The sequence below is a fragment of the Nocardia sp. NPDC020380 genome (assembly GCF_044386975.1).
GTDB lineage: Bacteria > Actinomycetota > Actinomycetes > Mycobacteriales > Mycobacteriaceae > Nocardia.
Window position 1 is genome coordinate 716,822 of the sequence record NZ_JBIRVQ010000003.1, and the last position, 22,893, is coordinate 739,714.

19 protein-coding genes and 1 tRNA gene are annotated in these 22,893 nt (G+C 67.0%); 7 read left to right on the plus strand and 13 right to left on the minus strand.

The features are described 5' to 3' along the window. The first annotated feature begins 59 nt into the window (after positions 1 to 59). The 3 genes from pepN (at position 60) to ACH438_RS10940 (ending at position 4,115) form a co-directional block, all read left to right on the plus strand. Positions 60 to 2,648: an aminopeptidase N gene (pepN, locus tag ACH438_RS10930; protein ID WP_397003632.1), complete on the plus strand. Its 2,589-nt coding sequence runs from the start codon at positions 60 to 62 to the stop codon at positions 2,646 to 2,648. 277 nt (positions 2,649 to 2,925) lie between these two features. Beyond that, positions 2,926 to 3,528 carry a ClpP family protease gene (locus ACH438_RS10935; RefSeq protein WP_397003634.1) on the plus strand — a complete coding sequence of 201 codons (603 nt, stop codon included), beginning with the start codon at positions 2,926 to 2,928 and terminating at the stop codon, positions 3,526 to 3,528. Next, a complete protein-coding gene (locus ACH438_RS10940; RefSeq protein ID WP_397003636.1) occupies positions 3,525 to 4,115 on the plus strand; it encodes a ClpP family protease in 591 nt (196 codons plus the stop codon). Before ACH438_RS10935 ends, ACH438_RS10940 begins: the two co-directional genes overlap by 4 nt. 1 nt (position 4,116) lies before the next feature. Here the strand turns inward: ACH438_RS10940 and ACH438_RS10945 are convergent, their stop codons facing one another. The 5 genes from ACH438_RS10945 to ACH438_RS10965 form a co-directional block, all read right to left on the minus strand. Next, complete coding sequence (locus ACH438_RS10945; protein ID WP_397003638.1) at positions 4,117 to 4,503, minus strand: helix-turn-helix domain-containing protein; 387 nt, start codon at positions 4,501 to 4,503, stop codon at positions 4,117 to 4,119. A gap of 119 nt (positions 4,504 to 4,622) precedes the next feature. Beyond that, positions 4,623 to 5,090, minus strand: coding sequence for a DUF5130 domain-containing protein (locus ACH438_RS10950; protein ID WP_397003640.1), 468 nt, complete (start codon positions 5,088 to 5,090; stop codon positions 4,623 to 4,625). Further along, positions 5,077 to 5,355 (minus strand): hypothetical protein, encoded by a 279-nt coding sequence (locus ACH438_RS10955; protein WP_397003642.1) that lies wholly within the window; start codon positions 5,353 to 5,355, stop codon positions 5,077 to 5,079. Before ACH438_RS10955 ends, ACH438_RS10950 begins: the two co-directional genes overlap by 14 nt. 77 nt (positions 5,356 to 5,432) lie before the next feature. After that, the gene (locus tag ACH438_RS10960; protein WP_397003644.1) at positions 5,433 to 7,022 is read right to left on the minus strand and encodes a glycoside hydrolase family 13 protein; all 1,590 of its coding nucleotides are present in this window, start codon (positions 7,020 to 7,022) and stop codon (positions 5,433 to 5,435) included. 132 nt (positions 7,023 to 7,154) lie between these two features. Then, a complete protein-coding gene (locus ACH438_RS10965) occupies positions 7,155 to 7,562 on the minus strand; it encodes a globin (RefSeq protein WP_397003646.1) in 408 nt (135 codons plus the stop codon). A 313-nt stretch (positions 7,563 to 7,875) separates the two neighbouring features. Here ACH438_RS10965 and ACH438_RS10970 point away from each other — a divergent pair, with 313 nt between their 5' ends. Next, complete coding sequence (locus ACH438_RS10970; protein WP_397003648.1) at positions 7,876 to 8,616, plus strand: HNH endonuclease; 741 nt, start codon at positions 7,876 to 7,878, stop codon at positions 8,614 to 8,616. A 13-nt stretch (positions 8,617 to 8,629) separates the two neighbouring features. Here ACH438_RS10970 and ACH438_RS10975 read toward each other — a convergent pair whose 3' ends face one another. Continuing rightward, the gene (locus ACH438_RS10975; RefSeq protein WP_397003650.1) at positions 8,630 to 9,208 is read right to left on the minus strand and encodes a helix-turn-helix domain-containing protein; all 579 of its coding nucleotides are present in this window, start codon (positions 9,206 to 9,208) and stop codon (positions 8,630 to 8,632) included. A gap of 78 nt (positions 9,209 to 9,286) precedes the next feature. Here ACH438_RS10975 and ACH438_RS10980 point away from each other — a divergent pair, with 78 nt between their 5' ends. Continuing rightward, positions 9,287 to 10,108: an AzlC family ABC transporter permease gene (locus ACH438_RS10980; protein ID WP_397003652.1), complete on the plus strand. Its 822-nt coding sequence runs from the start codon at positions 9,287 to 9,289 to the stop codon at positions 10,106 to 10,108. Next, positions 10,062 to 10,418, plus strand: a complete 357-nt coding sequence (locus ACH438_RS10985; RefSeq protein ID WP_397003654.1) for an AzlD domain-containing protein — start codon at positions 10,062 to 10,064, stop codon at positions 10,416 to 10,418. Before ACH438_RS10980 ends, ACH438_RS10985 begins: the two co-directional genes overlap by 47 nt. 27 nt (positions 10,419 to 10,445) lie before the next feature. Here the strand turns inward: ACH438_RS10985 and ACH438_RS10990 are convergent, their stop codons facing one another. The 7 genes from ACH438_RS10990 to ACH438_RS11020 all read right to left on the minus strand — a co-directional run bounded on the left by ACH438_RS10990 (position 10,446) and on the right by ACH438_RS11020 (position 22,487). Next, on the minus strand, positions 10,446 to 11,141 hold the full coding sequence (locus ACH438_RS10990; RefSeq protein WP_397003656.1) for a hypothetical protein: 696 nt from the start codon (positions 11,139 to 11,141) through the stop codon (positions 10,446 to 10,448). After that, positions 11,126 to 11,575 (minus strand): acyl-CoA thioesterase, encoded by a 450-nt coding sequence (locus ACH438_RS10995; RefSeq protein ID WP_397003762.1) that lies wholly within the window; start codon positions 11,573 to 11,575, stop codon positions 11,126 to 11,128. Before ACH438_RS10995 ends, ACH438_RS10990 begins: the two co-directional genes overlap by 16 nt. A gap of 56 nt (positions 11,576 to 11,631) precedes the next feature. Continuing rightward, positions 11,632 to 16,533, minus strand: coding sequence for an NAD-glutamate dehydrogenase (locus ACH438_RS11000; RefSeq protein WP_397003658.1), 4,902 nt, complete (start codon positions 16,531 to 16,533; stop codon positions 11,632 to 11,634). A gap of 708 nt (positions 16,534 to 17,241) precedes the next feature. Next, positions 17,242 to 18,918, minus strand: coding sequence for an energy-dependent translational throttle protein EttA (ettA, locus tag ACH438_RS11005; RefSeq protein ID WP_397003660.1), 1,677 nt, complete (start codon positions 18,916 to 18,918; stop codon positions 17,242 to 17,244). A gap of 10 nt (positions 18,919 to 18,928) precedes the next feature. Continuing rightward, positions 18,929 to 19,375: a single-stranded DNA-binding protein gene (gene ssb, locus ACH438_RS11010; protein ID WP_397003662.1), complete on the minus strand. Its 447-nt coding sequence runs from the start codon at positions 19,373 to 19,375 to the stop codon at positions 18,929 to 18,931. Between the two features lie 116 nt (positions 19,376 to 19,491). Then, entirely contained in the window at positions 19,492 to 20,436 is a 945-nt protein-coding gene (locus ACH438_RS11015; protein WP_397003764.1) for a threonine/serine dehydratase, read from the minus strand. Between the two features lie 11 nt (positions 20,437 to 20,447). Then, complete coding sequence (locus ACH438_RS11020; RefSeq protein WP_397003664.1) at positions 20,448 to 22,487, minus strand: cytochrome c oxidase assembly protein; 2,040 nt, start codon at positions 22,485 to 22,487, stop codon at positions 20,448 to 20,450. A gap of 201 nt (positions 22,488 to 22,688) precedes the next feature. Here ACH438_RS11020 and ACH438_RS11025 point away from each other — a divergent pair. Then, positions 22,689 to 22,762 (plus strand) — tRNA-Arg (locus ACH438_RS11025). Positions 22,763 to 22,893 lie beyond the last annotated feature (131 nt).

A 22,893-nucleotide genomic window follows, 5' to 3' on the forward strand; every position in this document is an offset into this window, starting at 1 on the left:
ACGCGGACATGGCAAGCTGGCAAGGTTCGCGTAGTTCTCCGTAGAGCGAAGGAGCCCCCTTGTCCGCACCGAATCTCACCCGCGAGCAGGCGATCGAACGCGCCGCGACGGTACAGGTGGAGAACTATCGGGTCGAATTGGATCTGACCGGGCAGCCCACCAATGCCGAGGAACCGCGTGACGACAGCTTCCACTCGCGCTCGACGGTGAAGTTCACGGCAACCCCCGGTGCGACCACCTTCATCGATATCGTGGGCGCGGGTGTGCGGTCGGCCGTACTGAACGGCGCCGCCCTGGACGTCAGCGGTTACGACGAGGCCGAAGGCATCACGCTACCGGGCCTCGCCGCCCAGAACACCCTGGTGATCGAGGCCGACTGCGAATACTCGCACACCGGTGAAGGTCTGCACCGCTTCGTCGACCCCACCGACAACAAGGTGTACCTGTACTCCCAGTTCGAAACCGCCGACTGCAAGCGCATGTTCGCCTGCTTCGACCAGCCGGACCTCAAGGCCACCTACGACATGATCGTCACCGCGCCCGAGGACTGGGAGGTCATCTCCAACGGCGCGGTCACCTCCACCCGCAAGATCGGCACCGTGGTCGAGCACACCTTCGACACCACGCCGCGCATGAGCACCTACCTGGTGGCGCTCATCGCCGGGCCGTACGCCAAGTGGACCGACCGCTACATCGACGAGCACGGCGATATCCCGCTGGGCATCTACTGCCGCGCCTCGCTGGCCGAATTCATGGACGCCGAACGGCTTTTCACCGAAACGAAGCAGGGTTTCGGCTTCTATCACACCAATTTCGGTGTGCCGTACGCCTTCGGCAAGTACGACCAGCTGTTCGTGCCCGAATTCAACGCGGGCGCAATGGAGAACGCGGGCGCGGTCACGTTCCTCGAGGATTACGTGTTCCGTTCCAAGGTGACCCGCGCCTCCTACGAGCGCCGCTGCGAGACCGTGCTGCACGAGATGGCGCACATGTGGTTCGGCGACCTGGTCACCATGAAGTGGTGGGACGACCTGTGGCTGAACGAATCCTTCGCCACCTTCGCCTCCGTGCTCTGCCAGGTCGGCGCCACCGAATACACCAATGCCTGGACCACTTTCGCGAATCTGGAGAAGTCCTGGGCGTACCGGCAGGACCAGCTGCCCTCCACCCACCCCATCGCCGCCGACATCCCGGACCTGGCCGCGGTCGAGGTGAACTTCGACGGCATCACCTACGCCAAGGGCGCTTCGGTGCTCAAGCAGCTGGTGGCCTACGTCGGGCTGGAGCCGTTCCTGGCGGGCCTGCGCGCCTACTTCACCGAAAACGCCTACGACAACGCCACTTTCAACGACCTGGTGAGCGCGCTGGAGCAGGCCTCCGGGCGTGACCTGTCCACCTGGGGCGCACAGTGGCTGAAGACCACCGGCCTGAACATCCTGCGCCCGGACTTCACCGTGGCGGACGGCAAGTACACGTCGTTCGCGGTCATCCAGGAAGGCGCGGAACCGGGCGCCGGTGAACGCCGCGTGCACCGCCTCGCCATCGGCGTCTACGACGACCAGGACGGAAAGCTGGTGCGCACCAAGCGCATCGAGCTCGACGTCAACCCGGTCGAGCGCACCGAGGTGCCGGAACTGGTGGGCGTGGAGCAGGGCAAGCTGGTCATCGTCAATGACGACGACCTCACCTACTGCTCGGTGCGGCTGGACCCGGCGTCGCTGGACACCGTGGTCGCGCGCATCGCCGATATCGCCGAACCGCTGCCCCGCACGCTGTGCTGGTCGGCCGCGTGGGAGATGACCCGGCAGGCCGAACTGCGGGCCCGCGACTTCGTGGCGCTGGTGCAGCGCGGCGTCGGCGCGGAGACCGAAATCGGTGTGGTGCAGCGACTCCTGATGCAGGCCAACACCGCGCTCGGCGCCTACGCCGACCCGGAGTGGGCCGCGCAGACCGGCTGGCCCGAATACGCCGACCGGCTGCTGGAACTGGCGCGCGCCGCCGCGCCGGGATCGGACCACCAGCTGGCCTTCGTCAACGCGCTCACCGGCGCCAAGCTCGCCGAGCGCCACACCGCGGTGCTGCGGCAGCTGCTCGACGCCGATCCGGCCGCGGCCGGGCTCACCGGGCTCACCGTCGACACCGACCTGCGCTGGCGGGTCGTGCAGGCGCTCGCCGCGTCGGGTGTGATCGACGCCGACGGCATCGAAACCCCCTTCATCGACGCCGAATTCGACCGCGACGCCACCGCTGCGGGACGCCGGCAGGCCGCTGCCGCGCGGGCCGCCCGCCCGCAGGCCGTGGTCAAGGAAGCCGCCTGGGGCACCGTCATGGGCGATGACACGGTGCCGAACATCACGGCTCGCGCCATCGTGGCCGGGTTCGCTCCGGTCGGGCAGGGCGAGCTGCTGACGCCTTACATCGAACGGTATTTCGCCGAGATCCCGTCGGTGTGGGAGCGGCGGTCCAGCGAGGTCGCGCAGACCGTCGTGGTGGGGCTGTACCCGCATTGGGCGGTCACCGACGAAGCGGTCGCCGTCGCCGACAAGTTCCTCGCCGAGGAGCGTCCGCCGGCCCTCCGCCGCCTCGTGGTCGAAGGGCGTGCGGGTATCGAACGTTCGCTGCGCGCACGGGAATTCGATCGGCAGTAGCAGCGGCACCGACGCAGGGAGCCCCCGCCGCATTCTCGCGGCGGGGGCTTCCCTCGTTCAGCTGAAGAATGACTGAAGACCTGAAAGGTCACTGAAGAACCGCCGTCGGACGGGTGGAACGGGCCGGATCTCCGACATCATCGCTCGCCAAGTTCGACCGCGTCGCCGACACCTGCCACAGCTACTGATCTGGGCCGATGCTGTGCGCTGCCGTGAGCGGATCTGCTCACAGCAGCGCGGCACACCGGGACGGGTGTGGTTCGGGCACCGTGAAGTCATGGCAGACAACACGACTCCGATGTTCAACTGGCGGACACGGGAACAACTCTTCGGACGGCGGGTCCTCGTCCTCGACGGGGCGCTGGACGACGACAACGGGACACTGCTCATGACGCAGCTGCTCACCCTGGCGGCGGAGGATCCGGAGGCGCCGATCTCGCTGTGGATCCATTCGCCCGGCGGGTCGGTGCCGGCCATGCTGGCGATCCGGGACGTGATGCGGCTGATCCCCTGCGAGGTGTCCACGCTGGCGCTCGGATTGGCGTGCAGCGCAGGGCAATTTCTGCTGTCGGCGGGCACGCACGGGCGGCGGTTCGCGCTGCCGCACGCGCGGATCCTCATGCATCAGGGCTCGGCCGGGATCGGCGGCAGCGCGGTGGAGGTCGATGTGCAGGCCGACGATCTGCGCTACACCGTGCAGACCGTGCTCGGGCTCATCTCCGAGGACACCCGGCAGCCCTTCGACCAGATCTACGAGGATTCGCTGCACGATCGCTGGTTCACCGCGACCCAGGCCAAGGATTACGGATTCATCGACGGCATCGTCGACTCGTTCTGGCAGGTCGTCCCGCAACGACAGAAGCTGGGGATCTCGGCATGACTTCCTACACCATTCCCAATGTCATCGCGCAGCATCCGCGCGGCGAGCGGATCATGGACGTCTACTCGCATCTGCTCACCGAACGCATCGTCTACCTGGGCACCCCCATCGATTCCGGCGTCGCCAACGCCCTCATCGCCCAGTTGCTGCACCTGGACGCGGAAAGCCCCGGCCAGGACATCAGCCTCTACATCAACTGCGAGGGCGGCGACCTGTCCGCCATGCTCGCCATCTACGACACCATCCAGCACATCGGCTCACCGGTCATCACCACCTGCGTGGGCCAGGCCATCGCCGTCGGCGCGGTCCTACTCGCCGGCGGCGCCCCCGGCCGCCGCACCATGCTCCCGCACGCCCGCGTCGTCCTCCACCAGCCCGCGGCCAGCGGCCGCGGCGCCATCCCCGACCTCATCATCCAAGCCGAGGAACTGGCCCGCCTCCGCGCCGAAGTCGAAGAAATCCTGGCCAGACACACCAACCAAACGGTCGAAACCCTCCGCCGCGACACCGACCGAGACCGAGTCTTCACCGCGCAATCAGCCCTCGACTACGGCCTCGTCGACCAAATCCTCGGCCCCCGAGGCTGATTCACGCGACGAGTGCGAGCATCACCGGCCCGGAAACCGGCCGTTGCGCAGCCGGGGAGTTGTAAGCCGCGAACTGCCGCCGCTGCAGCTCCTCGGCCACCTGCTGGGTCAACCCCCACAACGTAGTCCCAAGGGCCCCCGCAAGAGCGGCAATCATTTCGCTCGAGGGCTCTTTCCGTCCCCGCTCGACCTCCGACAGGTACTGCGGCGAAATCCCGGCCCGCCCAGCCGTTTCGGTGAGCTTCTCCCCTTGCCCCAACCGCAGACTCCGAAGCTGTTCCCCCAGCGCCTCCCGCCACAACGGCTCTCGCGCCGCACCCCGCCGCGCCTCCCGCGGCCGATCCTCACGCCCACCAGGAATAGCGGTCAACCGCGGTTTCTCGGACATACCCCCGAGCCTAAGTTCCCGCACACCGATCCCGCGCCCCGATCTGCTCACAGCGAAACCCGAAGGGGGTTTGGGGGCCCGAGGCCCCCAAACTGCCCATCAGCGATTCAGACAGCCGGTCAGACGCGGCCGATGGCGGCGGCCATGACGCGGACGGCCGAGACCAGGCCGTCGATGAGCTCGCCCTGACGGCAGGAGCTCAGGGCGGCGGTGGCGCCGAGCTGGCAGACGCGGTCGTTGGCGCGTTCGGCGACATCGCGGCCGGAGCGCACCTCGACGGAGTTGGTGTTCGGGTCGACGGCGATGAGCACCGAGCGCGCGGCTTCCGGGGTGGTCGGGAACAGCGCGTCCGCGCCGGCGCCGGAGTCCGAGCCGAGGTCGCCGATGTAGATGTTGAACCGGACCTTGGTGGCGCGGGTGGCATCGGTGAGCGTGTTGTCCATGAGCAGGCGCTCGTTATCGGTGAACGGCACATCGCTGAAGATGTCGCCGGCCTCGTGCACGCCGGACACGCGTCCGCTGGTGGTGACGGCGAATCCGTGCGGTAGTTCGGCCTCGTTCACCGCGGGCCAATTAGAACTTGCCACTTGCCCGGCCTCCGATCAGCTCCGCACCGGCGGATTCGATAGCCGCATGGTTGCCATGCGAGTCTGCAGTGTCGTGATGACCGGAACCGGTCACCTCGTCGGTCGCGCTCCACAGCACCGGCGGCTGCGTCCACTTCTCACCGAGTTCGTAGTGCGCCGGCCTCTTGCCCGGCAGCGGCTTACCGAGGAACGACAATCCGGCGATCACCAGATAGATCGCAAGCGGGATGCCGACGTAGATCAGCACTGTCTGGAGAATGCTCACGGCCCAACGGTAGTCGATGCCCCCCTCACTACTACGACCGGTAAGGGTCAGTGCGACCGTGTCGTAACAAACATCTTTCACACCAGCCAGGCAGTCGAGTTTGCCGGAAGTTTCCTCGCAGTAATCGGGGCACTGGCCAGCACAACGTCCCCGGCGGGCAACAGGATCGCCGAATCGGTGGCATTCAGCACGCACAGCAGCCCGCCGTCCCGCCGGAAAGCCAGGCAGCCGGGAGGACTTCCGTACCACTCCAGCCCCGGCCCCGCGAATTCCGGCCGCACCACCCGCAATTCGATGGCCATCCGATACAGCGACAGCATGGAGTCCAGCCGTTCCAGCTGCTTCTCCACGGTCAACTGCGCCCACGCGGGCGGCATGGGCAGCCACGGTGTCCCTGTGGTGAATCCGAACGGCGACCGCTCACCCTCCCACGGCAACGGCACCCGGCAGCCGTCGCGCCCGCGCTGCGTGTGCCCGGACCGTTCCCACACCGGATCCCGCAGCGCGGCGTCGGGCAGGTCGTCCACGTTCGGCAGCCCCAATTCCGCACCGTTGTAGACGAATACGGCGCCCGGCAGAGCCAGTTCCAGCAGGATCATGGCCCGGGCCCGCGCCTGCCCGGCCGCGCCGCCGCCGTAACGGGTGACCTCACGCTCGATATCGTGGTTCGAGAGTGTCCAGGTGGCGCTGGCTCCGACCGCTGCCACCGCGTTCAGCGAGTTGTCGACGGCATCGCGAATCCGGTCCACCCGGAAGGGTGTTTCGGCCAGCCGGAAGTTGAAGGCCATGTGCAGTTCGTCGGGCCGCACGTATTCGCCGAAGCGGGTGTTGTCGTCCACCCACACCTCGCCGATGGCCACCGCGTGCGGATACTCGTCCATCACCTTGCGCAGGCGGCGGTGGATCTGGTGCACGCCCGGATTGTTGAAGCGCGGATCGTCGTCATTGTGCGAGAGCAGCCGGGTGTCCAGGCCCGCCATATCGGGCAGCCCGGCCGGTTTGGCCATGCCGTGCGCGACATCGATCCGGAATCCGTCCACGCCGCGGTCCAGCCAGAACCGCATGGCCTGCTCGAAATCGGCTGCGACCTCGGGGTTTTCCCAGTTCAGATCGGGTTGCTCCGGCGCGAAGATGTGCAGATACCACTGCCCGGGTCTCCCGTCCGCCTCCCGGACGCGGGTCCACGCCGGACCGCCGAAGATGCTCGGCCAATTGTTCGGCGGCGCATCACCATTCGGCCCGCGGCCGTCCCGGAACAGATACCGCGCCCGCTCCGGACTGCCCGGTCCGGCGGCCAGCGCCGCCCGGAACCACGGATGCTGATCGCTGGTGTGATTCGGCACCAGATCCATGACGACCCGCATCCGCCGGTCGTGCGCCTCGGCAATGACCTCGTCGAGCGTCGCGATCCCGCCGAACAGCGGGTCGATATCGCGCGGGTCGGAGACGTCGTATCCGCCGTCCGCCATCGGTGATCGCATCACCGGGCAGAGCCACAGCGCATCCACCCCCAGCAGTTCCAGATAGCCGAGCTTGTCGCGCAGCCCGCCCAGATCGCCGACGCCGTCACCGTCGGAGTCCGCGAACGAGCGGGGATACACCTGGTAGAACACGGCCGATCGCCACCACGGCACCGAGGGCACGGCTTCGGCGGATTCGTCTCTCACAGCCGTAGTGTGCCAAAGCACACCGACTTTCGCGTGCCCGTCGGCGACACTTGTCCAGTTTCAGCAAATAGTCAGCGGACGCGGGGTGTGATCGGAAACACTGTGGGCGCGTAGGTGTTCAGCGTAAGTAATTCAGAACGGCGAGTTCATGAGCGAATTGGCGGCCATCTCCAGGTAGTCGAGCAGCTGCTTGCGGTGCGCGTCGTCGAGCTTCTCCGGCTCGATCTCCGCCACCGCGATGTGCATGGCCCGCAGCCACGCGTCCCGCTCGATCGGCCCGACCTTGAACGGGTGGTGCCGCATCCGCAGCCGCGGGTGCCCGCGCTCGTCGCTGTAGGTGCGCGGTCCACCCCAGTACTGCTCGAGGAACATCCGCAGGCGTCGTTCGGCCGGGCCCAGGTCCGCTTCCGGGTAGAGCGGCCGCAACACCTCGTCCTGCGCCACCTCCCGGTAGAACGCGGCCACGATCCGGCGGAAGGTCTCCGCCCCGCCGACTGCCTCGTAGAAGGAAGTCGCAGTCTGCTGCTCACCCGAAGTCACAGTGCCTATTTTGCCTCCGCTCCGCTCCGGCGGGCTTGCGGCCCCGAAGTCTCGTTCTTCCCTCCTCCGCTCCTCCGCTTCGCTCCCCCGCTGCGTCAGTCCAGAACGAGACGGCCGCAAGCCTCTCAGGCGGACCTTTTCGGGGCTCTGACCGCCTGAAACGGACCCCCGCCCCGATGGTTACGGGCTGTTCATCCGAATGTGCCCGACAATGTGTCGAAAGAGATGGCAATGTCCGCCATTCCATGGTCAACTGGGTGGCAGTCTGCCGAGATACCACACAATCGGACGAATACGAATTCGGGGTATACCCATGAAGCAGCGGCACAGCGCCAGGCAAGAGGCGCGGACACACCGACAACTCCAGCCCGCCGACGTCCACAATCGTGGGTCGGGGGCTACTCCGCTGCATGCAGTAATTTCCGAGCCTTATCCCGAGCATTCTCATGCGGGCGCTCATCCCGAGCCTGCCCATCCGGGCGCGCATCATGATCATCCTGCTGCGCATCATCCGCCCGAACCTCCCGCCGTTTCCAGCTGGGCCAAACGCCGCGTCCTGCTGTTGAACGCCACGTACGAACCGCTGACCGCGCTCTCCGCGCGTCGCGCCATCGTGCTGCTGATCTGCGACAAGGCCCAGACCGTGCACGACAATCCGGAAGGCCCGGTGGTGCATTCCGCCGGCACCTCGGTGTCGCTGCCCTCGGTCATCCGGTTGCGCAATTACGTGCGTGTCCCCTACCGCGCTCGCGTGCCCATGACCCGCGCCGCGCTCATGCACCGTGACCGGTACCGCTGCGCCTTCTGTGGCGGCAAGGCCGAGACCATCGACCACGTGATCCCGCGCAGCCGCGGCGGCGCGCATTCGTGGGAGAACTGCGTGGCCTCGTGTGCGCCCTGCAACCATCGCAAGGCCGACAAACTGCTCAGCGAGCTGGGCTGGACCCTGCATCACCCGATGGTGGCACCCAAGGGCCCGCATTGGCGGCTGCTGTCGTCCAGTTCGGAACTGGATCCGACGTGGCTGCAGTACCTCGGCGAGGGTGCCGCGTAGATCTTCTTGCGCGTCAAGAGGATTCGAGCACCATGGTGGCCCAGGTACCCGGTTCCAGGGCTTGGAACAGGTGCGGCAGGTCGCCGGGATAGGCGATGTAGTCGCCGGGTCCGAGTTCCTCCGGGGCATCGGACAGGCCGACCAGTGCGCGGCCGGCGCAGAGCACCACGTGTTCCATGACGCCGTGCATGTGCGGTTCGGAGCGGCGGGCCTCGCCGGGTTCGGCGGCGATGCGGTAGAAGTCGCGGCGAACATTGGGCGGGGACGCCGAGAGCAGGATGGTCCGGTAGTCGGCGTGCTCCGAGAGGACGGCCGGGCCCTCACCCGCGCGGATCACCTGGACGCGGGGGCGCGGCGGGTCGAACAGGCGGGAGAACGGGATCTCGAGGGCGACGCACAGCGCCCACAGGGTTTCCAGGCTGGGGTTGCCGCTGCCGGATTCCAGTTGGGAGAGCGTCGATTTCGCGATGCCCGCGCGCTTGGCCACTTCGGTGAGCGAGATTCCGGAGCGGGCGCGTTCGCGCCGCAGGGCGGCGGCGATGGTCTCCTGCGGGGTGGTGGGCGCGGGCGGCATGTCGTCGTGGGCAGTCATGATCGCTCCAGACGGTACCGCGCCGGGGCCTGAAATGACCCTTTGACGGACAGGGCTGTTTCGTTCACTATAGACAACATGCGTTCGATATGGCGAACACTGGATCGGGGTGTGCTGACCGGTATTGCGGCGATCTGCCTGGCAGTCGCCATTATCGGCGTGTCCTACGGCGCCACCGCCGTCACCTCCGGCTTCCCCACCTGGCTACCCATGCTCATGAGCGTGGCCGTGGTGGCGGGCGGCTCCGAGTTCGTCTTCCTCGGCATTCTGACCGCGGGCGGCAGCCTCATCGCCGCCGTGCTGGCCGGGCTGCTGGTGAACGCCCGCCACGTCCCTTACGGCCTGTCCGTGCCGGACGTGGTCGGCACCGGCTGGCGCCGCCTCCTCGGCACCCACGTCATGAACGACGAATCCGTCGCCATGGCACTGGCCCAGCCCGACCGCGAACGCCGCCGCGCCGCCTACTGGCTCTGCGGACTCGCAGTGGTGGCCGCCTGGCCCATCGGCGCGGCAATCGGCGCGGAACTGGGTTCGATAGTCCCCAATCCCAACGCCTTCGGCCTGGACGCCGTCTTCCCCGCCGTCCTGATCTCACTGGTCCTGCCGGCCCTCCGCGACCCCGCCACGCGCACAGCGGCTCTGGCGGGTGCGGCAGTGGCCGCCCTCGCCACACCCTTCCTGGGCGCCGGCATCCCCGTCCTGCTCGCCCTGACCGCCGTTCTGCTGGTCGTGCGCCGCGCAGGCAAGACGTCCGGCGCAGAGCCTGATTCGAGTGCGGATGCGGAACCGGTACCCGCAGGGCGCGATACCGGCATCGTTTCCAGCTCTGTCGAAACGGCCGCAGCAGGGGTAGATGACGCGGCCCGATCCGCAACCGTATCGGCGGGCTGCGGTGGGTAGCACGCTGCTGGCAGGTGCGATCGCGCTGGCGGTGGGCACCTTCGCATTCCGCTTCGCGGGCCCGGCCCTGCGCAAGCGAGTGACGATCTCGCCGCGAACGATCAAGCTCCTGGAGATCGCCTCCGTCGTACTGCTGACGGCGTTGGCAGTAACCACCCTCATGCCCTCCGGCAAGGGCAACTTCGGATTCGCTCTGCCCGCAGGCGTTCTCGTCGCGGCGGTGCTGGCCTGGCGCAAAGCACCGCTGATCGTCGTCATCCTGTCGGCCGCGGTCATCACTGCCGGCCTGCGCATGCTCGGCGTGCACTGACACCGAAACCGGCCGTGCCTCAGGGCATCAGCTGGTGAGCAGGGGCATTCCGGTGCCGCGGCGGCGGGCCACCGAGCCGTAGCGGGCGTCGAGGCGGAGCCAGGTGCGGGCGGCCCGGACTCGGACTATCTCGTCGACGGAGATGCGGCGGGAGTCGGTTTTCTCGCCGCCGTGGGGGATGAAATCCATGGCGGCCAGGGCGAATACCACTCGCATGGGGACTTCCACCTTCTCGCCGCTGCCGGAGACGGTGAGGACCGTCTGGTCCAGCAGGGAGGCGGGCGGGCCGTGACTACTGCCGTGTTCCTGGGCCAATTGCGCGCCACGCTCGGCCAATTCGACGAGCATGCGGGCGGGCACGTCGTCGATGTGGACGAAGCCCGCTTCCGGCGGCAGGGCGGTGCGCCAAGAGGAGTCCATGGCGAAGCCCAGATCCAGCGGATTGCCGGAGTCGGGGCCGTGCAGGCCCGCCAGGATGGTGTCCGCACCGACGGTCACGTCGTCCATGCCGAGTTCCGCGACCACGGTCCGCACCGCGAGCGCCTCGAACCCGGTTGCGGCCCAGGCGGAGACGTAGCGGTCCCCGCGGCGGCGCAGCCGGATCACCGAAGCGGGATCCAGCCGCACCGCGTGCGAGATGAAAGTGGCGAGGTTTTCGCGTTCCGCCGGGTCGGGAACGTACAGCGTGAGTTGTCCCGAGCCCACTGTCAGTCGGCCAGCCACTGCGCCAGGTAGTCGCGTTCCTCGGTGCTGAGGCGGCGTAGTCGCTGCGTATCGATATCGAAGGCAGCGAGCTGCGTGGAGGCCACCACGGCCGCCGGGGAGTCCGGCGCGGACCCGGCCGCGCGCACCTCGTAACCGACCGTGAAGTCCACGGCACGCAGCCGCTCGATCCACATGGATACGTCCAGCGGCGAATCCTCGTGCCGCAGCTGGCCCTTGTACTGCACGTGCAGGTCGGCCAGCACGCAGCCGGACCGCAGTTCGACCGTGGGCCGTTCGTCGAGGAACAGCCACGGAATGCGGGCCTCTTCCAGCAGGGTCACCATGCGCGCATGGTTGATGTGCTGGAAGGCGTCCATATCGGACCAGCGCACCTCGACCTTCGTGTGGAAGCGCTTGGGCTGATCGGGACGGACCCCGGAGGCCGTGGACACGGCCTCCCCCGAGCTCAGCGCACTCTTGCCATGGCCGTTCAGCGAACCGACACTCGTCAACGCGGTACCTCCGATTGCGCACCCACCCCGCTCACCATGCTGCGCACCTGCCGCGCCGCAACCGACAGCGTGGCCAGGTCGTGGGTTCCGGATTCGAACAGTTCCGAGAGTGCCGCGCGGGCGCGACCCAGCCGGGACTGGTTTTTCGACTCCCAGTATGCAATTTTCTCTTCGGCCGTCTCCTCCGGGTCGCCGGCGGAGAGCACGTCGAGGGTGAGCGAGCGCAGCGACCCGTACATGTCGTCTCGTAAAGCCAGCCGGGCCAGTGCGTGCCAGCGATCGCCGCGTTCCAGGTGGCTGACCGCCTGCAACAGCCAGTCGATCTTGAGGTGATCGTTGAGCGCGTAGTACAGCGCGCCGACCTCTTCGCCGCTGCGATCGGTGATGTCTGCGATATCGAGCACATCGAGCAGCGGGAACAGGTTGAGCAGTCCGAAGACCTCGGTGGCCAGTTCCGAGGGCGCGCCCTGGTCGATGATGGCCTGCGACTGCTCGTTCAGCGTGTCGATGTGGTGTCCGCGCAGCCAGCCCGGGACGCGTGGCGAGAGCGTCCGCACGCCTTGTGCGTAGCGGTGGATCTCCGCGCCGACCGCGATGGGTTGCGGCCGGTTGTTGAGCAGCCAGCGGGACGCGCGGTCGAGGGTCCGCTTGGTCTCCAGCTCCAGGGCGTCCTTCATGCCGGTGGAGACCTCGGCCTCGCGAATCCGGTTCCACACCGAATGCAGGTCGAAGATCTGGGTCGCGGCGGTGAAGGCGCGCACCGAATCCGAGGCGGAGGCCCCGATCTCCTCACCCAGCCGGAAGGCGTAGGTGATGCCGCCCAGATCCACCATCTCGTTGACGAGCATGGTGGTGGTGATCTCGCGGCGCAGCCGGTGCCGCTTGATGGCGGCGGCGAAGCGGGTGCGCAGCGGGGTCGGGAAGTACTGCGGCAGCCCGGCGGCGAAGTAGGTGCTGTCGGGCAGGTCGCTGGACAGCAGGTCGGCCTTGAGCGAAAGCTTCACGTGCGCCATCAGATTCGACAGTTCCGGCGAGGTGAGGCCGGTGCCCTGCTCCGAGCGCAGCTTCATCTGAGCGTCGGTGGGGAGCGCTTCCAGTTCCCGGTCCAGTCCGCGCTTGTCCTCCATCTCTTCGATGAGGCGCTTGTGCACGTTCAGCATGCGCGGAGCTTCGGCCCGGGACATACCCATGAGGTAGTTCTGGGACACGTTGTCCGCCAGCACGAGTGCCGAGACCTCGTCGGTCATGGCGGCCAGCAAGGGGTTGCGTTCGGCTTCGGGGAGTTCGCCGTTGGACACGACGCCGTCGAGCAGGACCTTGATATTGACCTCGTGGTCGGAGCAGTCCACACCCGCGGAGTTGTCGAGAGCGTCGGTGTTCATCTTGCCGCCGTGACGGCAGAACTCGATACGACCCAGTGCGGTGGCGCCCAGGTTGCCGCCTTCACCGATCACCGTGACCCGCAACTCGTTCGCGTTCACGCGGACCGCGTCATTGGACTTGTCGCCGACCTCGGCATTGGTCTCGGTACTGGCCTTGATGTATGTACCGATACCGCCGTTCCACAACAACTGCACCGGCGATTTCAGGATCGCCCGGATCAACTCCGGCGGCGACAACGCGGTGATGCCATCGGCCAAACCCAATGCGGCACGAACCTGTTCACTGACCGGCACCGACTTCACCGTCCGGTCATAGACACCGCCGCCGGCACTGATGAGGTCGCGGTTGTAATCCGCCCACGACGAACGCGGCAGCGCGAACATGCGCTCGCGCTCAGTGAAGGAAGCCTCCGCATCCGGGGTCGGGTCCAGGAAGATGTGCCGGTGATCGAACGCGGCCACCAAACGGATGTGCCGCGACAACAGCATCCCGTTGCCGAACACGTCACCGCTCATATCGCCGACACCGACAACGGTGAAGTCCTGGGACTGGGTATCGATGTCCATCTCGGCGAAATGCCGCTTCACGCTCTCCCACGCGCCCTTGGCGGTGATGCCCATCGCCTTGTGGTCATAGCCCGCCGAACCACCCGAAGCGAAGGCGTCACCGAGCCAGAAACCATACGAGTTCGCCACATCATTGGCGATATCGGAGAACGTCGCCGTGCCCTTGTCCGCGGCAACCACCAGATACGTGTCGTCACTGTCGCGGCGCAGCACCCGCTCCGGCGGAATGACCTCACCACTGACCCGGTCCACATTGTCGGTGACATCGAGCAGACCGGAAATGAACGTGCGATAGCAGGTGACGCCCTCGGTCTGCAGAGCCTGACGATCGGTCACCGGATCCGTGGTCGCGGCCGGCGGCTGTTTCACGACGAAGCCACCCTTGGCCCCGACCGGGACGATGACCGCGTTCTTCACCGCTTGCGCCTTCACCAAACCCAGGATCTCGGTGCGGAAGTCCTCCAGCCGATCCGACCAACGCAACCCACCACGCGCCACCGGACCGAACCGCAAGTGCACGCCCTCGACCCGCGGCGAGTACACCCAGATCTCGAACTGCGGCCTGGGCTTGGGCAATTCGGTGATCTCCTGCGGTTCGACCTTGAACGACAGGTAATCCCGGGAGCGGCCCTCGGCGTCGGTGACGTAGTAGTTCGTCCGCAGGGTGGCCTTGATCAGGCCGAGGATGGCGCGCAGGATGCGGTCGGCATCCAGGCTGACCACATCGTCGATACGGTGCCGGACCGCGCCCTCGAGGTCGCGGGCATGCTCGGGGTTGGCCGAGTCCGGATCGAAGAGCGCGCCGAACAGGTCGACGAACATCTTTGCCACGTCCGGGTAGGTGAGCAGCACCCGGGTGATGGCGGCCTGGCTGTAGGGGAATCCGGCCTGCTGCAGGTACTTCGAGTAGGCCCGCAGGATGGAGACGGTGCGCCAGTGCAGGCCGGCGCGCAGCACCAGTTCGTTGAGGCCGTCGGCTTCGGCGCGGCCGAACCAGAGGGCTTCGAAGGCGTCGGTGAAGCGTTCCCGCAGTCCGCGTACCTGGGCGTCGAGCGCGTCCAGGCGGCCGGCCGATTCCACGAGTTCGGCGTCCATATTGCGGTCCAGCGCGCTGCGCAGCAAGTCGGGCCGGGCCAGCAGGCCGAAGTCGTAGATCCATTGCCGGAGACCGTGTTCCAGCTCCACCTCGTGCGGCCGCTCGTCGACGACCTCGACGCCGAGGCTCTGCAGGACGGGCAGCACCTGGCTCAGGGAGATGCCGGCGCCGCCGATGTAGAGGGTGAAGCGCCAGGTTCCGGGGGTGGAATCGGCATTGCGGTACAGGTATTGGTCGATGCTGCCGTCCGGGAGGGCCTGCAGCCGGACGATGTCGTCGAGGGCGCGGCAGGACTCGAAGTCCTCCTTGTAGCTCTCCGGCAGTCCCTCTACATAGCGTTCCAGCACAACGGGATCCAGAGTGCTGGAATTGGCCGCCTCGTCGCGCAGGTGGTCGTCCCAGGTGCGGCTGGCCTCGGCGAGCAGCCGCTGGATGCGCAACCGGTTGGCTTCGGAGGTGTCGGCGACGGCGCCGTGGTCGGGCAGGCGCACGGTGAAATACACACTGGCGAGGTCGCTTTCGGAGACCCGCGCCGAGTAGTCGATGGATTCACCGCCCAGTTCGCGCACCAGGATGTCCTGCATCTCCAGGCGGACCCGCGTGGTGTAGCGGTCGCGCGGCAGGTAGACCATGCAGGCCACGAAGCGGCCGTAGCCGTCCATGCGCATGAACAACCGGACCTGGCGGCGCATGCCGACGTTCAGGACCGCACTGGCGGTGCGGCGCAAGGTGTCTCCGTCGGAGGAGAACAGTTCGGTGCGCGGGAAGGACTGGATGACCTCGAGCATCTCCTGGCCGGAGAAGGAGTCCAGGTCGAAACCGCTGGCTTCGATGATGGACCGCACCCGGCGTTCGATGACCGGGATGTCGAGCACGTTCTCGTGCAGCGCGGTGACGGTGAAGACGCCGATGAACAGGTGTTCGCCTGTGACAGCACCGGTTTCGTCGAAATCGGCCACGCCGACGAAGTAGGGGTAGACCGCGCGGTGCACGGTCGCCGGGACCAGGCCCTGGGTGAGCATGAGCAGCGGCTGGTCGCCGCTGTTGTCGGGGACGCGGAAGTCGGTGCCGTCCGGTGACCCGAGCACGCCGAGGCTGGTGCCGGGCACCATGACCGATTTGGCCTGTCCGTCGACGGTGGTGCGCTCGTAGCGCGCGTAGCCGAGGACGGTGAAGTGACCGTCGGCGAGCCAGCGCAGCAGGTTGGCGCAGTCGGTGAGATCGGTTGCGCCGATGGGGGTGATGCCCTTGTCCGCGATCGCGTCGAGCTCGTCGGCGACCCGGCCCTGGGTCTCGCGCATGGCCTCGGTGTCACCCATGACCTGACGGACATCGGTGAGCACATCGGGCAGCGCGGCGGCGGCGCGCTCCAATTGCTCGGCGCTGGTGGACGGATGCAGCTGCACATGCATCCAGGACTCGCGCAGCCCCGTGGCGCCGTTGCCGTCGACCTCGTGTGGCACAGCGGTTTCCAGGCGGCCGGCGGCATCGCGGGTGACCTCGAAGATGGGGTGCACGATTTCGCTGACGCTGATGCCCAGCCGGCTGAGCGAGGAGGTGACCGACTCCACCAGTAGTGGCATGTCGTCGGTGACCATCTGGACGGCGACGCCGAGTTGCGCGTCGTCATCGGCGTGATGCACCCGGACCACGGCGGTGCCGGGCGTGCGCTGCATGGCGAGATCCACGTGGCAGCGGAAAATATGGGTGGAGGTCGTCGGGATCGCGCAGTCCGCGTCCCCGGCATCCACGTGTCGGAAATACGCCTCTTCGAGCGAGACCAGATTGCCACGCAGAGACGCGGGCAAACTCGCAGCCCACGCGGCACTGGACAACTCGGACGAGACCGTCATTTCGCCAACTCCCTCGGATTCGGTTCCGTAACAAAGTGACGCCGCTCCGAGAGTAGCTGGACGCCGGATGCACCGGGCTGAATTCCTCCCAATGCTGTAACGCGTCTCACAATACGGACAAACCGGACGGTATCGCTCGTGTCGGGTCTGCCCGAAATCGCCAGGTCGGGGACGACAAACCTTGCACCAAAACGGATTTCACACACAAATGCATACGCGAAACTGCCGAGTTCGCTGCTCGATAGCCGTTCACCTGCAATGCCGCAACACGCCACCTGGCAAACCACAAGCCATCCAGCAAACAACCCTCAGCTTGCCCGGCGATGACACCTCCGTCACCACCAAGCGAACCGTGACCCCGAGGGCCCACCGCGGACTCTCGGGACACGTCACTTGTATACGCCCCGGGACAGACGCCGGCACGCCCACCCCTCCCACAGCCGGAGTCCGGACCCGCCTTGTCCCCCTTGGGGTCTCAGGAGCGCACCCCTGAGACCTCCGCGAGGGCGAGAGCAATGTCCTTCCCCGGGGTCTTAGGGGTTTATCCCTGAAACCCCGGTCCTCCGCCTTCGGGCTTCGGGGCCTCAAGGGTTTATCCCTGAGACCCAGGTCCTCCGCCTTCGGGGATTCAGGGGTCTACCCCCGAGAGCCCGGTCCTCCGCCTTTCGGGTTTCAGGGGTTTACCCCTGAGAGCCCCGGAGAGTTCGGTTATCCGCGGGTGAGCTTGCGGTGGGTGACCCGGTGCGGGCGAGCCGCTTCCGGACCCATGCGCTCGATCTTGTTGGCCTCATAGGCTTCGAAGTTGCCCTCGAACCAGAACCATGCGGCCTCGTTGTCGTCGTTGCCCTCCCACGCCAGGATGTGGGTGCAGGTGCGGTCCAGGAACCACCGGTCGTGGGAGATGACCACGGAGCACCCGGCGAAGTTCTCCAGAGCGTTCTCCAGCGAGCCCAGGGTCTCGACGTCGAGGTCGTTGGTGGGCTCGTCGAGCAGGATCAGGTTTCCACCCTGCTTGAGGGTCATGGCCAGGTTCAGGCGGTTGCGCTCACCACCGGAGAGCACCCCGGCCGGCTTCTGCTGGTCCGGGCCCTTGAACCCGAAGGCGGAAACGTAAGCGCGGGAAGGCATTTCCTGGCTGCCGACCTGGATGAAGTCCAGCCCGTCGGAAACCGTCTGCCACACCGTCTTGTTCGGGTCGATGCCGGCGCGGTTCTGGTCGACGTAACTCAGCTTGACCGTGTCACCGACGCGGACGGTGCCGCTGTCCGCGTTCTCCAGGCCGACGATCGTCTTGAACAGCGTCGACTTACCGACACCGTTCGGTCCGATGACGCCGACAATGCCGTTGCGCGGCAGCGTGAACGACAGATCCTTGATGAGCTGCCGGTCGCCGAAGCCCTTGTCCAGGTGCTCGACCTCGACCACGACATTGCCGAGGCGCGGGCCGGCCGGAATCTGGATCTCCTCGAAATCCAACTTCCGCATCTTCTCGGCCTCCGCGGCCATTTCCTCGTAGCGGCCGAGGCGGGCCTTGTTCTTGGCCTGCCGGGCCTTGGCGCCGGAGCGGACCCAGGCCAGCTCCTCCTTGAGGCGCTTCTGCAGCTTCTGGTCCTTCTTGCCCTGGACCTCGAGCCGCTCGGCCTTCTTCTCCAGGTAGGTGGAGTAGTTGCCCTCGTACGGGTAGGTGCGGCCGCGGTCGAGCTCGAGGATCCACTCGGCGACATTGTCGAGGAAGTACCGGTCGTGGGTGACGGCCAGCACCGCGCCCGCGTACGAGGCGAGGAACTGCTCGAGCCACAGCACGGATTCGGCGTCGAGGTGGTTGGTGGGCTCGTCGAGGAGCAGCAGGTCGGGCTTGCTCAGCAGCAGCTTGCACAGCGCGACGCGGCGGCGCTCACCACCGGACAGGTTGGTGACGGGCTCCTCGGGCGGCGGGCAGCGCAGCGCGTCCATGGCCTGCTCCAGCTGGGAGTCGACGTCCCACGCGTCGGCGTGGTCCAGGTCCTCCTGCAGCTTGCCCATTTCTTCCATGAGCTCGTCGGAGTAGTCGGTGGCCATGAGCTCGGCGATCTCGTTGAAGCGGTCCAGCTTCACCTTGATCTCGCCGAGGCCCTCCTCGACATTGCCGCGGACGGTCTTCTCTTCGTTGAGGGCCGGTTCCTGCATGAGGATGCCGACCGTCGCGCCGGGCGCCAGCCAGGCCTCACCGTTGTTCGGCTGGTCCAGTCCCGCCATGATCTTCAGCACGCTCGACTTACCGGCGCCGTTCGGACCGACGACACCGATCTTGGCGCCGGGGAGGAAGTTCAGGGTCACATTGTCGAGTACGACCTTGTCGCCATGAGCTTTGCGAACCCCTCGCATTTGGTAGATGAACTCAGCCATATGGGCAAGCCTAACTGTGTTGTGTTGCCGGTTCTCCGGCAGTATCGGTATCGGGTTCCGCCTGTGGAACGGGGTCCGGCCGGTCGCTGCGGCCAAAGTGTTTGCGCAGCACGGGAGCCGTGCAACGAGCCAGATCGGGGCCCAGCGCCAGCGCTCGCATCTCCAGGTCGCAGCGCTCCACACCGTCCCGTGTCGTGTACTCGTTGGTGCGCAGCTGACCGTAGACGATGACCGGGTCGCCCCGCTGCAGAGACTGTTCGGCGCCTTCCACGAGCCGACGCCAGCAGTTCACTGTCAGATACAACGTACCGCTGTCCACCCAATCCCCGGTGGGTTGATCGAATCGCCGGGATGTACTGGCGAGCCGGAACGAGATCACGGACTCGCCGTTGGGCAGCGCTCTCCGGGTCGGATGTGTGACAACCCGCCCTATCAATGCCAGGTTCGCTTCGTACACCGTTCTCCCCCTTGCCGTTTCGGCCGATACGATTGGTCCCTTCAAGCTTGGACCGCCCGGACGGCGCGCAACAGCCACAGCTGGGTGAATGTGGATAACTTCCGCGTTGTGAACAGCTAGAGAGTCGCAACGTCGGTGTTCGCGCCACACAGCACGACCACCGGCCGCTCCCCCGCCATCGGCACATATGCGCCGCTCTGAATGGCGGCCACGGCCGCCGCTCCCGCCGGCTCCACGACCAGCCGGAACTCCCGCCACAGATACTCCCGCGCCATGACGATCGCATCGTCGCTGACCAGCGTCGAACGCACCGCATACCGCTGCGACACCTCCATCGCGATCTCCCCGATGCGATTGGCCCCCAACGAATCCGAGGCCACACTGTCGACATCCACATCGACCGGCCGCCCGGCGGCCAGCGCCGCGTGCAACGTCCCCGCGCCCTCGGGTTCCACGCCGATCACCCGCCCGCGCAGCCCCAGCGCCACAGCGATGCCCGCGACCAGTCCCCCGCCCCCGACCGCGGCGAGCACGGGCGGCCGCCCTCGCACCTGTTCCTCGATCTCCAGCCCCACCACGCCCGCACCGGCCACTATGGCGGGCAGGTCGTAGGCGTGCAGCCGCATGGCCCCGCGTTCGGCCGCGAGCTCGGTGGCGTATTGATGCGCCTCGGCGTAAGTCGTTCCGTGCCAGAGCACTTCGGCCCCGTGCGACCACATGGCCGCGACCTTGGTGTGCGAGGCCGATTCCGGCACCACCACCGTGCACGACAGCCCGCGCACCGCACACGCGAGTGCCGCTGCGATCCCGGCATTTCCGGCGGAGGCCAGCACCACGCTCCGCGTCCCCGCAGGAGCCTGCAGCAAGGCATTGAAGCAGCCGCGAACCTTGAAGGTCCCGCCGTGCTGCAGATGTTCGAGCTTCAGCATGACCGGCACCGGACCGCGCGGTCCGAGGATGTCGGTGTGGAAGACGGGCGTCTTGCGTACGTGACCGCGCAGCAGGCGGCGGGCCTGACGGACATCGGAGCGGTAGAGCCGCTTGAATCTCCGGGTCGCCATGGCGACGTCACTCACTTACGTCCCTCTCCGTCCCGCCGGGCGAGCTCGGCGAACATGGCGTTGTACGCGGTCAGGTCCGCGTTGTCGTCACGTTCGGCCGCACGATCGAGCCGGGTCGCCAGGCGGGCGTCGCTGCGCGACCACTGGATCAGCAGCGCGAGCATCACCACCACCAACGGCACTTCACCGCTGGCCCATGCGAGGCTACCGCCGGTGTGCTGGTCGCCGAGCAGGTCGTGGTTCCAGCTGAGGCCCAGGCCCCGGTAGAACCAACCGCCCATCACGGTTTCCATGCTCATCAAGGCGACGCCGAAGAAGGCGTGGAACGGCAGCGAGCCGAACACCATGCCGATCTTGGTGATCGGTTCCACCTGCCGGGGCTTGGGATCGATGCCGATCACCACCCAATAGAAGAGGTATCCGCTCACCAGGAAGTGCAGGTTCATGGCCAGGTGCGCGCCGTGCTCGCCGACGAACTTGTCGAACAGCCCGCCCAGGTACAGCGCATAGAACCCGGCGACGAAGAACACCGCCGCCACCACGGGCTGAGTCATGAAGCGCGACACCGGATTGTGCACGGCGGCGAGAATCCACTCCCGCGGCCCGGGCGGCTGATCTCGTCCGGCCGGCGGAATCGCCCGCAGCGCCAGCAGCACCGGACCGCCCAGCGCGAAGAGGATCGGCGCCAGCATGGACAGCATCATGTGCTGCGCCATGTGCACGCTGAACATGGCCGGCGCATACCGGCCGACCCCGGAGCTGGTCGCGAACAGCAGTACCGCGCACGCCGACAGCCACGCGATGGTCCGCCCGATCGGCCAGGCATCGCCGCGCGCCCGGAGCCGCGCGACACCCCGCAGATAGACGAAGGCCAGCACGATAGCGAGCGTGCCGAAGATCAGATCGAAGCGCCAGTCGAACAGGATCCGGCCGACGGTGGGCGGCCCGTCGAGGTTGTAGCCGATCTCGACTTCCGCCGGCGTCGGGACGGTGCGGGTGTCCGGCGGCGGGGTGCGCCCGAGCCCGACGGCGAGTCCGATGGTGGCCGCGAAGATCAGCCCTTCGACCCCGGCGAACCGGATGAGCGCGCCCCGATCCTGCGGGTCGCGCTTCAAAGCCGGGATGGCACGCCGCCGCTGCAGGAATCCGATACAGCCGAGCACGACCAATGCGAAGGTCTTGGCCAGCACCAGTTTTCCGTACGTGGTGCTGAACAGGTCCGACCACGGCACGCGCACATACGCATTGAGGACGCCGCTGATCGCGATCACCACGTACGCCACGGTCGCGACCCGGGAGAACCGCCTGGTGGCCAGCGCGGTGTACTTCCCGTCCCGCAGCGCGTACGCGAGTACCGCGAACAGTCCGCCCGCCCAGCAGCAGGCCGAAAGCAGGTGCAGGATCAGGCTATTGGTGGCGAGGTCGTGCGCCCCGCCCGCGGACGAGTGCCCGGTCAGCGCGACCGGCATCAGCGCCAACACCGACACCGCCAGCAGCAGCGGCGTCCACCCCCATCGCAGTGCGATCCGGCATCCGACGGCCAGCGCGAGCACGAAGAAAACGGTCATGCGCCAGGACCCGGCGACCTCGACCTGATTCGCGGCGCGCCACACCGCTTCCGGTCGCAGCGTGTTCTGCAAAGGTTGCCCGGTAGTGTCCGACAGCGTCATCGGCACCAGCAGCGCCGCCGACGCACCCCACATGAGCGCGAAGTTCCCGGCCCGCCGCAACGCCCGGAATCCCCCGACATCGAGCAACCCGTCCGCCTGCGGCGGCACGAAGAACGCCGCGAACATGAGCGACCCCACCGTCAACGCCGCCGACAGATCAGCAATCGCCCGTACCGCCGGCAACCCGTATGTAGTGAGGGGCCCAGGATCAGGAATCCCCAGCAGCGTCAAGGCCTGCGACGCGGACAGCGCCACCACCATCGCCGCCACGACAGCCGCGAACGCCACCCCGAGCGCAGCAACCACCGAGAACGTCACCGGAGAACCACCCCGGTTCGCCTGTACGTTCTGCGCTGCGGCCGGGCCCTGCGGTGACGACATACGACCAAGCGTAGTTCCGAGCGCCGGTCCGTACTCCCCGGGGGTTTCCCGTCCTCCGGTCCGCACAACCACCCCGACGCGCCGAACGGTTGCTACGCGACCACCATAACCCGATCTGGACGCTCGCTATACTTAACGCGCTGGACACCGAGATCGATATGGGTCATGGTGTTTGGTGCCCGCATCACCGATGCCCGCACTGCCTCCGTAGCTCAGTTGGATAGAGCAAGGGCCTTCTAATCCCTAGGTCGCAGGTTCGATTCCTGCCGGGGGCGCATCGGGGCTTTGACCAGCGACAACGCTGGTAGTTAGGGCCTTGACCCCGGGTAGTGGACACGCTTGATCTTGGTCTCAGACCAGGGAAAGCGAGAAGATCTACCCGATGTCCAAGAACTACAACGAAGAG

Excerpts from the sequence above, each read along its gene's own strand:
- ACH438_RS10980 (WP_397003652.1), top strand. The coding sequence starts at position 9,287 with ATGCGTTCGATATGGCGAACACTGGATCGGGGTGTGCTGACCGGTATT.
- ACH438_RS10985 (WP_397003654.1), top strand. The coding sequence starts at position 10,062 with ATGACGCGGCCCGATCCGCAACCGTATCGGCGGGCTGCGGTGGGTAGC.
- ACH438_RS10945 (WP_397003638.1), bottom strand. The coding sequence starts at position 4,503 with ATGTCCGAGAAACCGCGGTTGACCGCTATTCCTGGTGGGCGTGAGGAT.
- ettA (WP_397003660.1), bottom strand. The coding sequence starts at position 18,918 with ATGGCTGAGTTCATCTACCAAATGCGAGGGGTTCGCAAAGCTCATGGC.
- ACH438_RS10935 (WP_397003634.1), top strand. The coding sequence starts at position 2,926 with ATGGCAGACAACACGACTCCGATGTTCAACTGGCGGACACGGGAACAA.
- ACH438_RS10975 (WP_397003650.1), bottom strand. The coding sequence starts at position 9,208 with ATGACTGCCCACGACGACATGCCGCCCGCGCCCACCACCCCGCAGGAG.
- ACH438_RS11020 (WP_397003664.1), bottom strand. The coding sequence starts at position 22,487 with ATGTCGTCACCGCAGGGCCCGGCCGCAGCGCAGAACGTACAGGCGAAC.
- ACH438_RS10940 (WP_397003636.1), top strand. The coding sequence starts at position 3,525 with ATGACTTCCTACACCATTCCCAATGTCATCGCGCAGCATCCGCGCGGC.
- ACH438_RS10970 (WP_397003648.1), top strand. The coding sequence starts at position 7,876 with ATGAAGCAGCGGCACAGCGCCAGGCAAGAGGCGCGGACACACCGACAA.
- ACH438_RS11000 (WP_397003658.1), bottom strand. The coding sequence starts at position 16,533 with ATGACGGTCTCGTCCGAGTTGTCCAGTGCCGCGTGGGCTGCGAGTTTG.
- ACH438_RS11015 (WP_397003764.1), bottom strand. The coding sequence starts at position 20,436 with ATGGCGACCCGGAGATTCAAGCGGCTCTACCGCTCCGATGTCCGTCAG.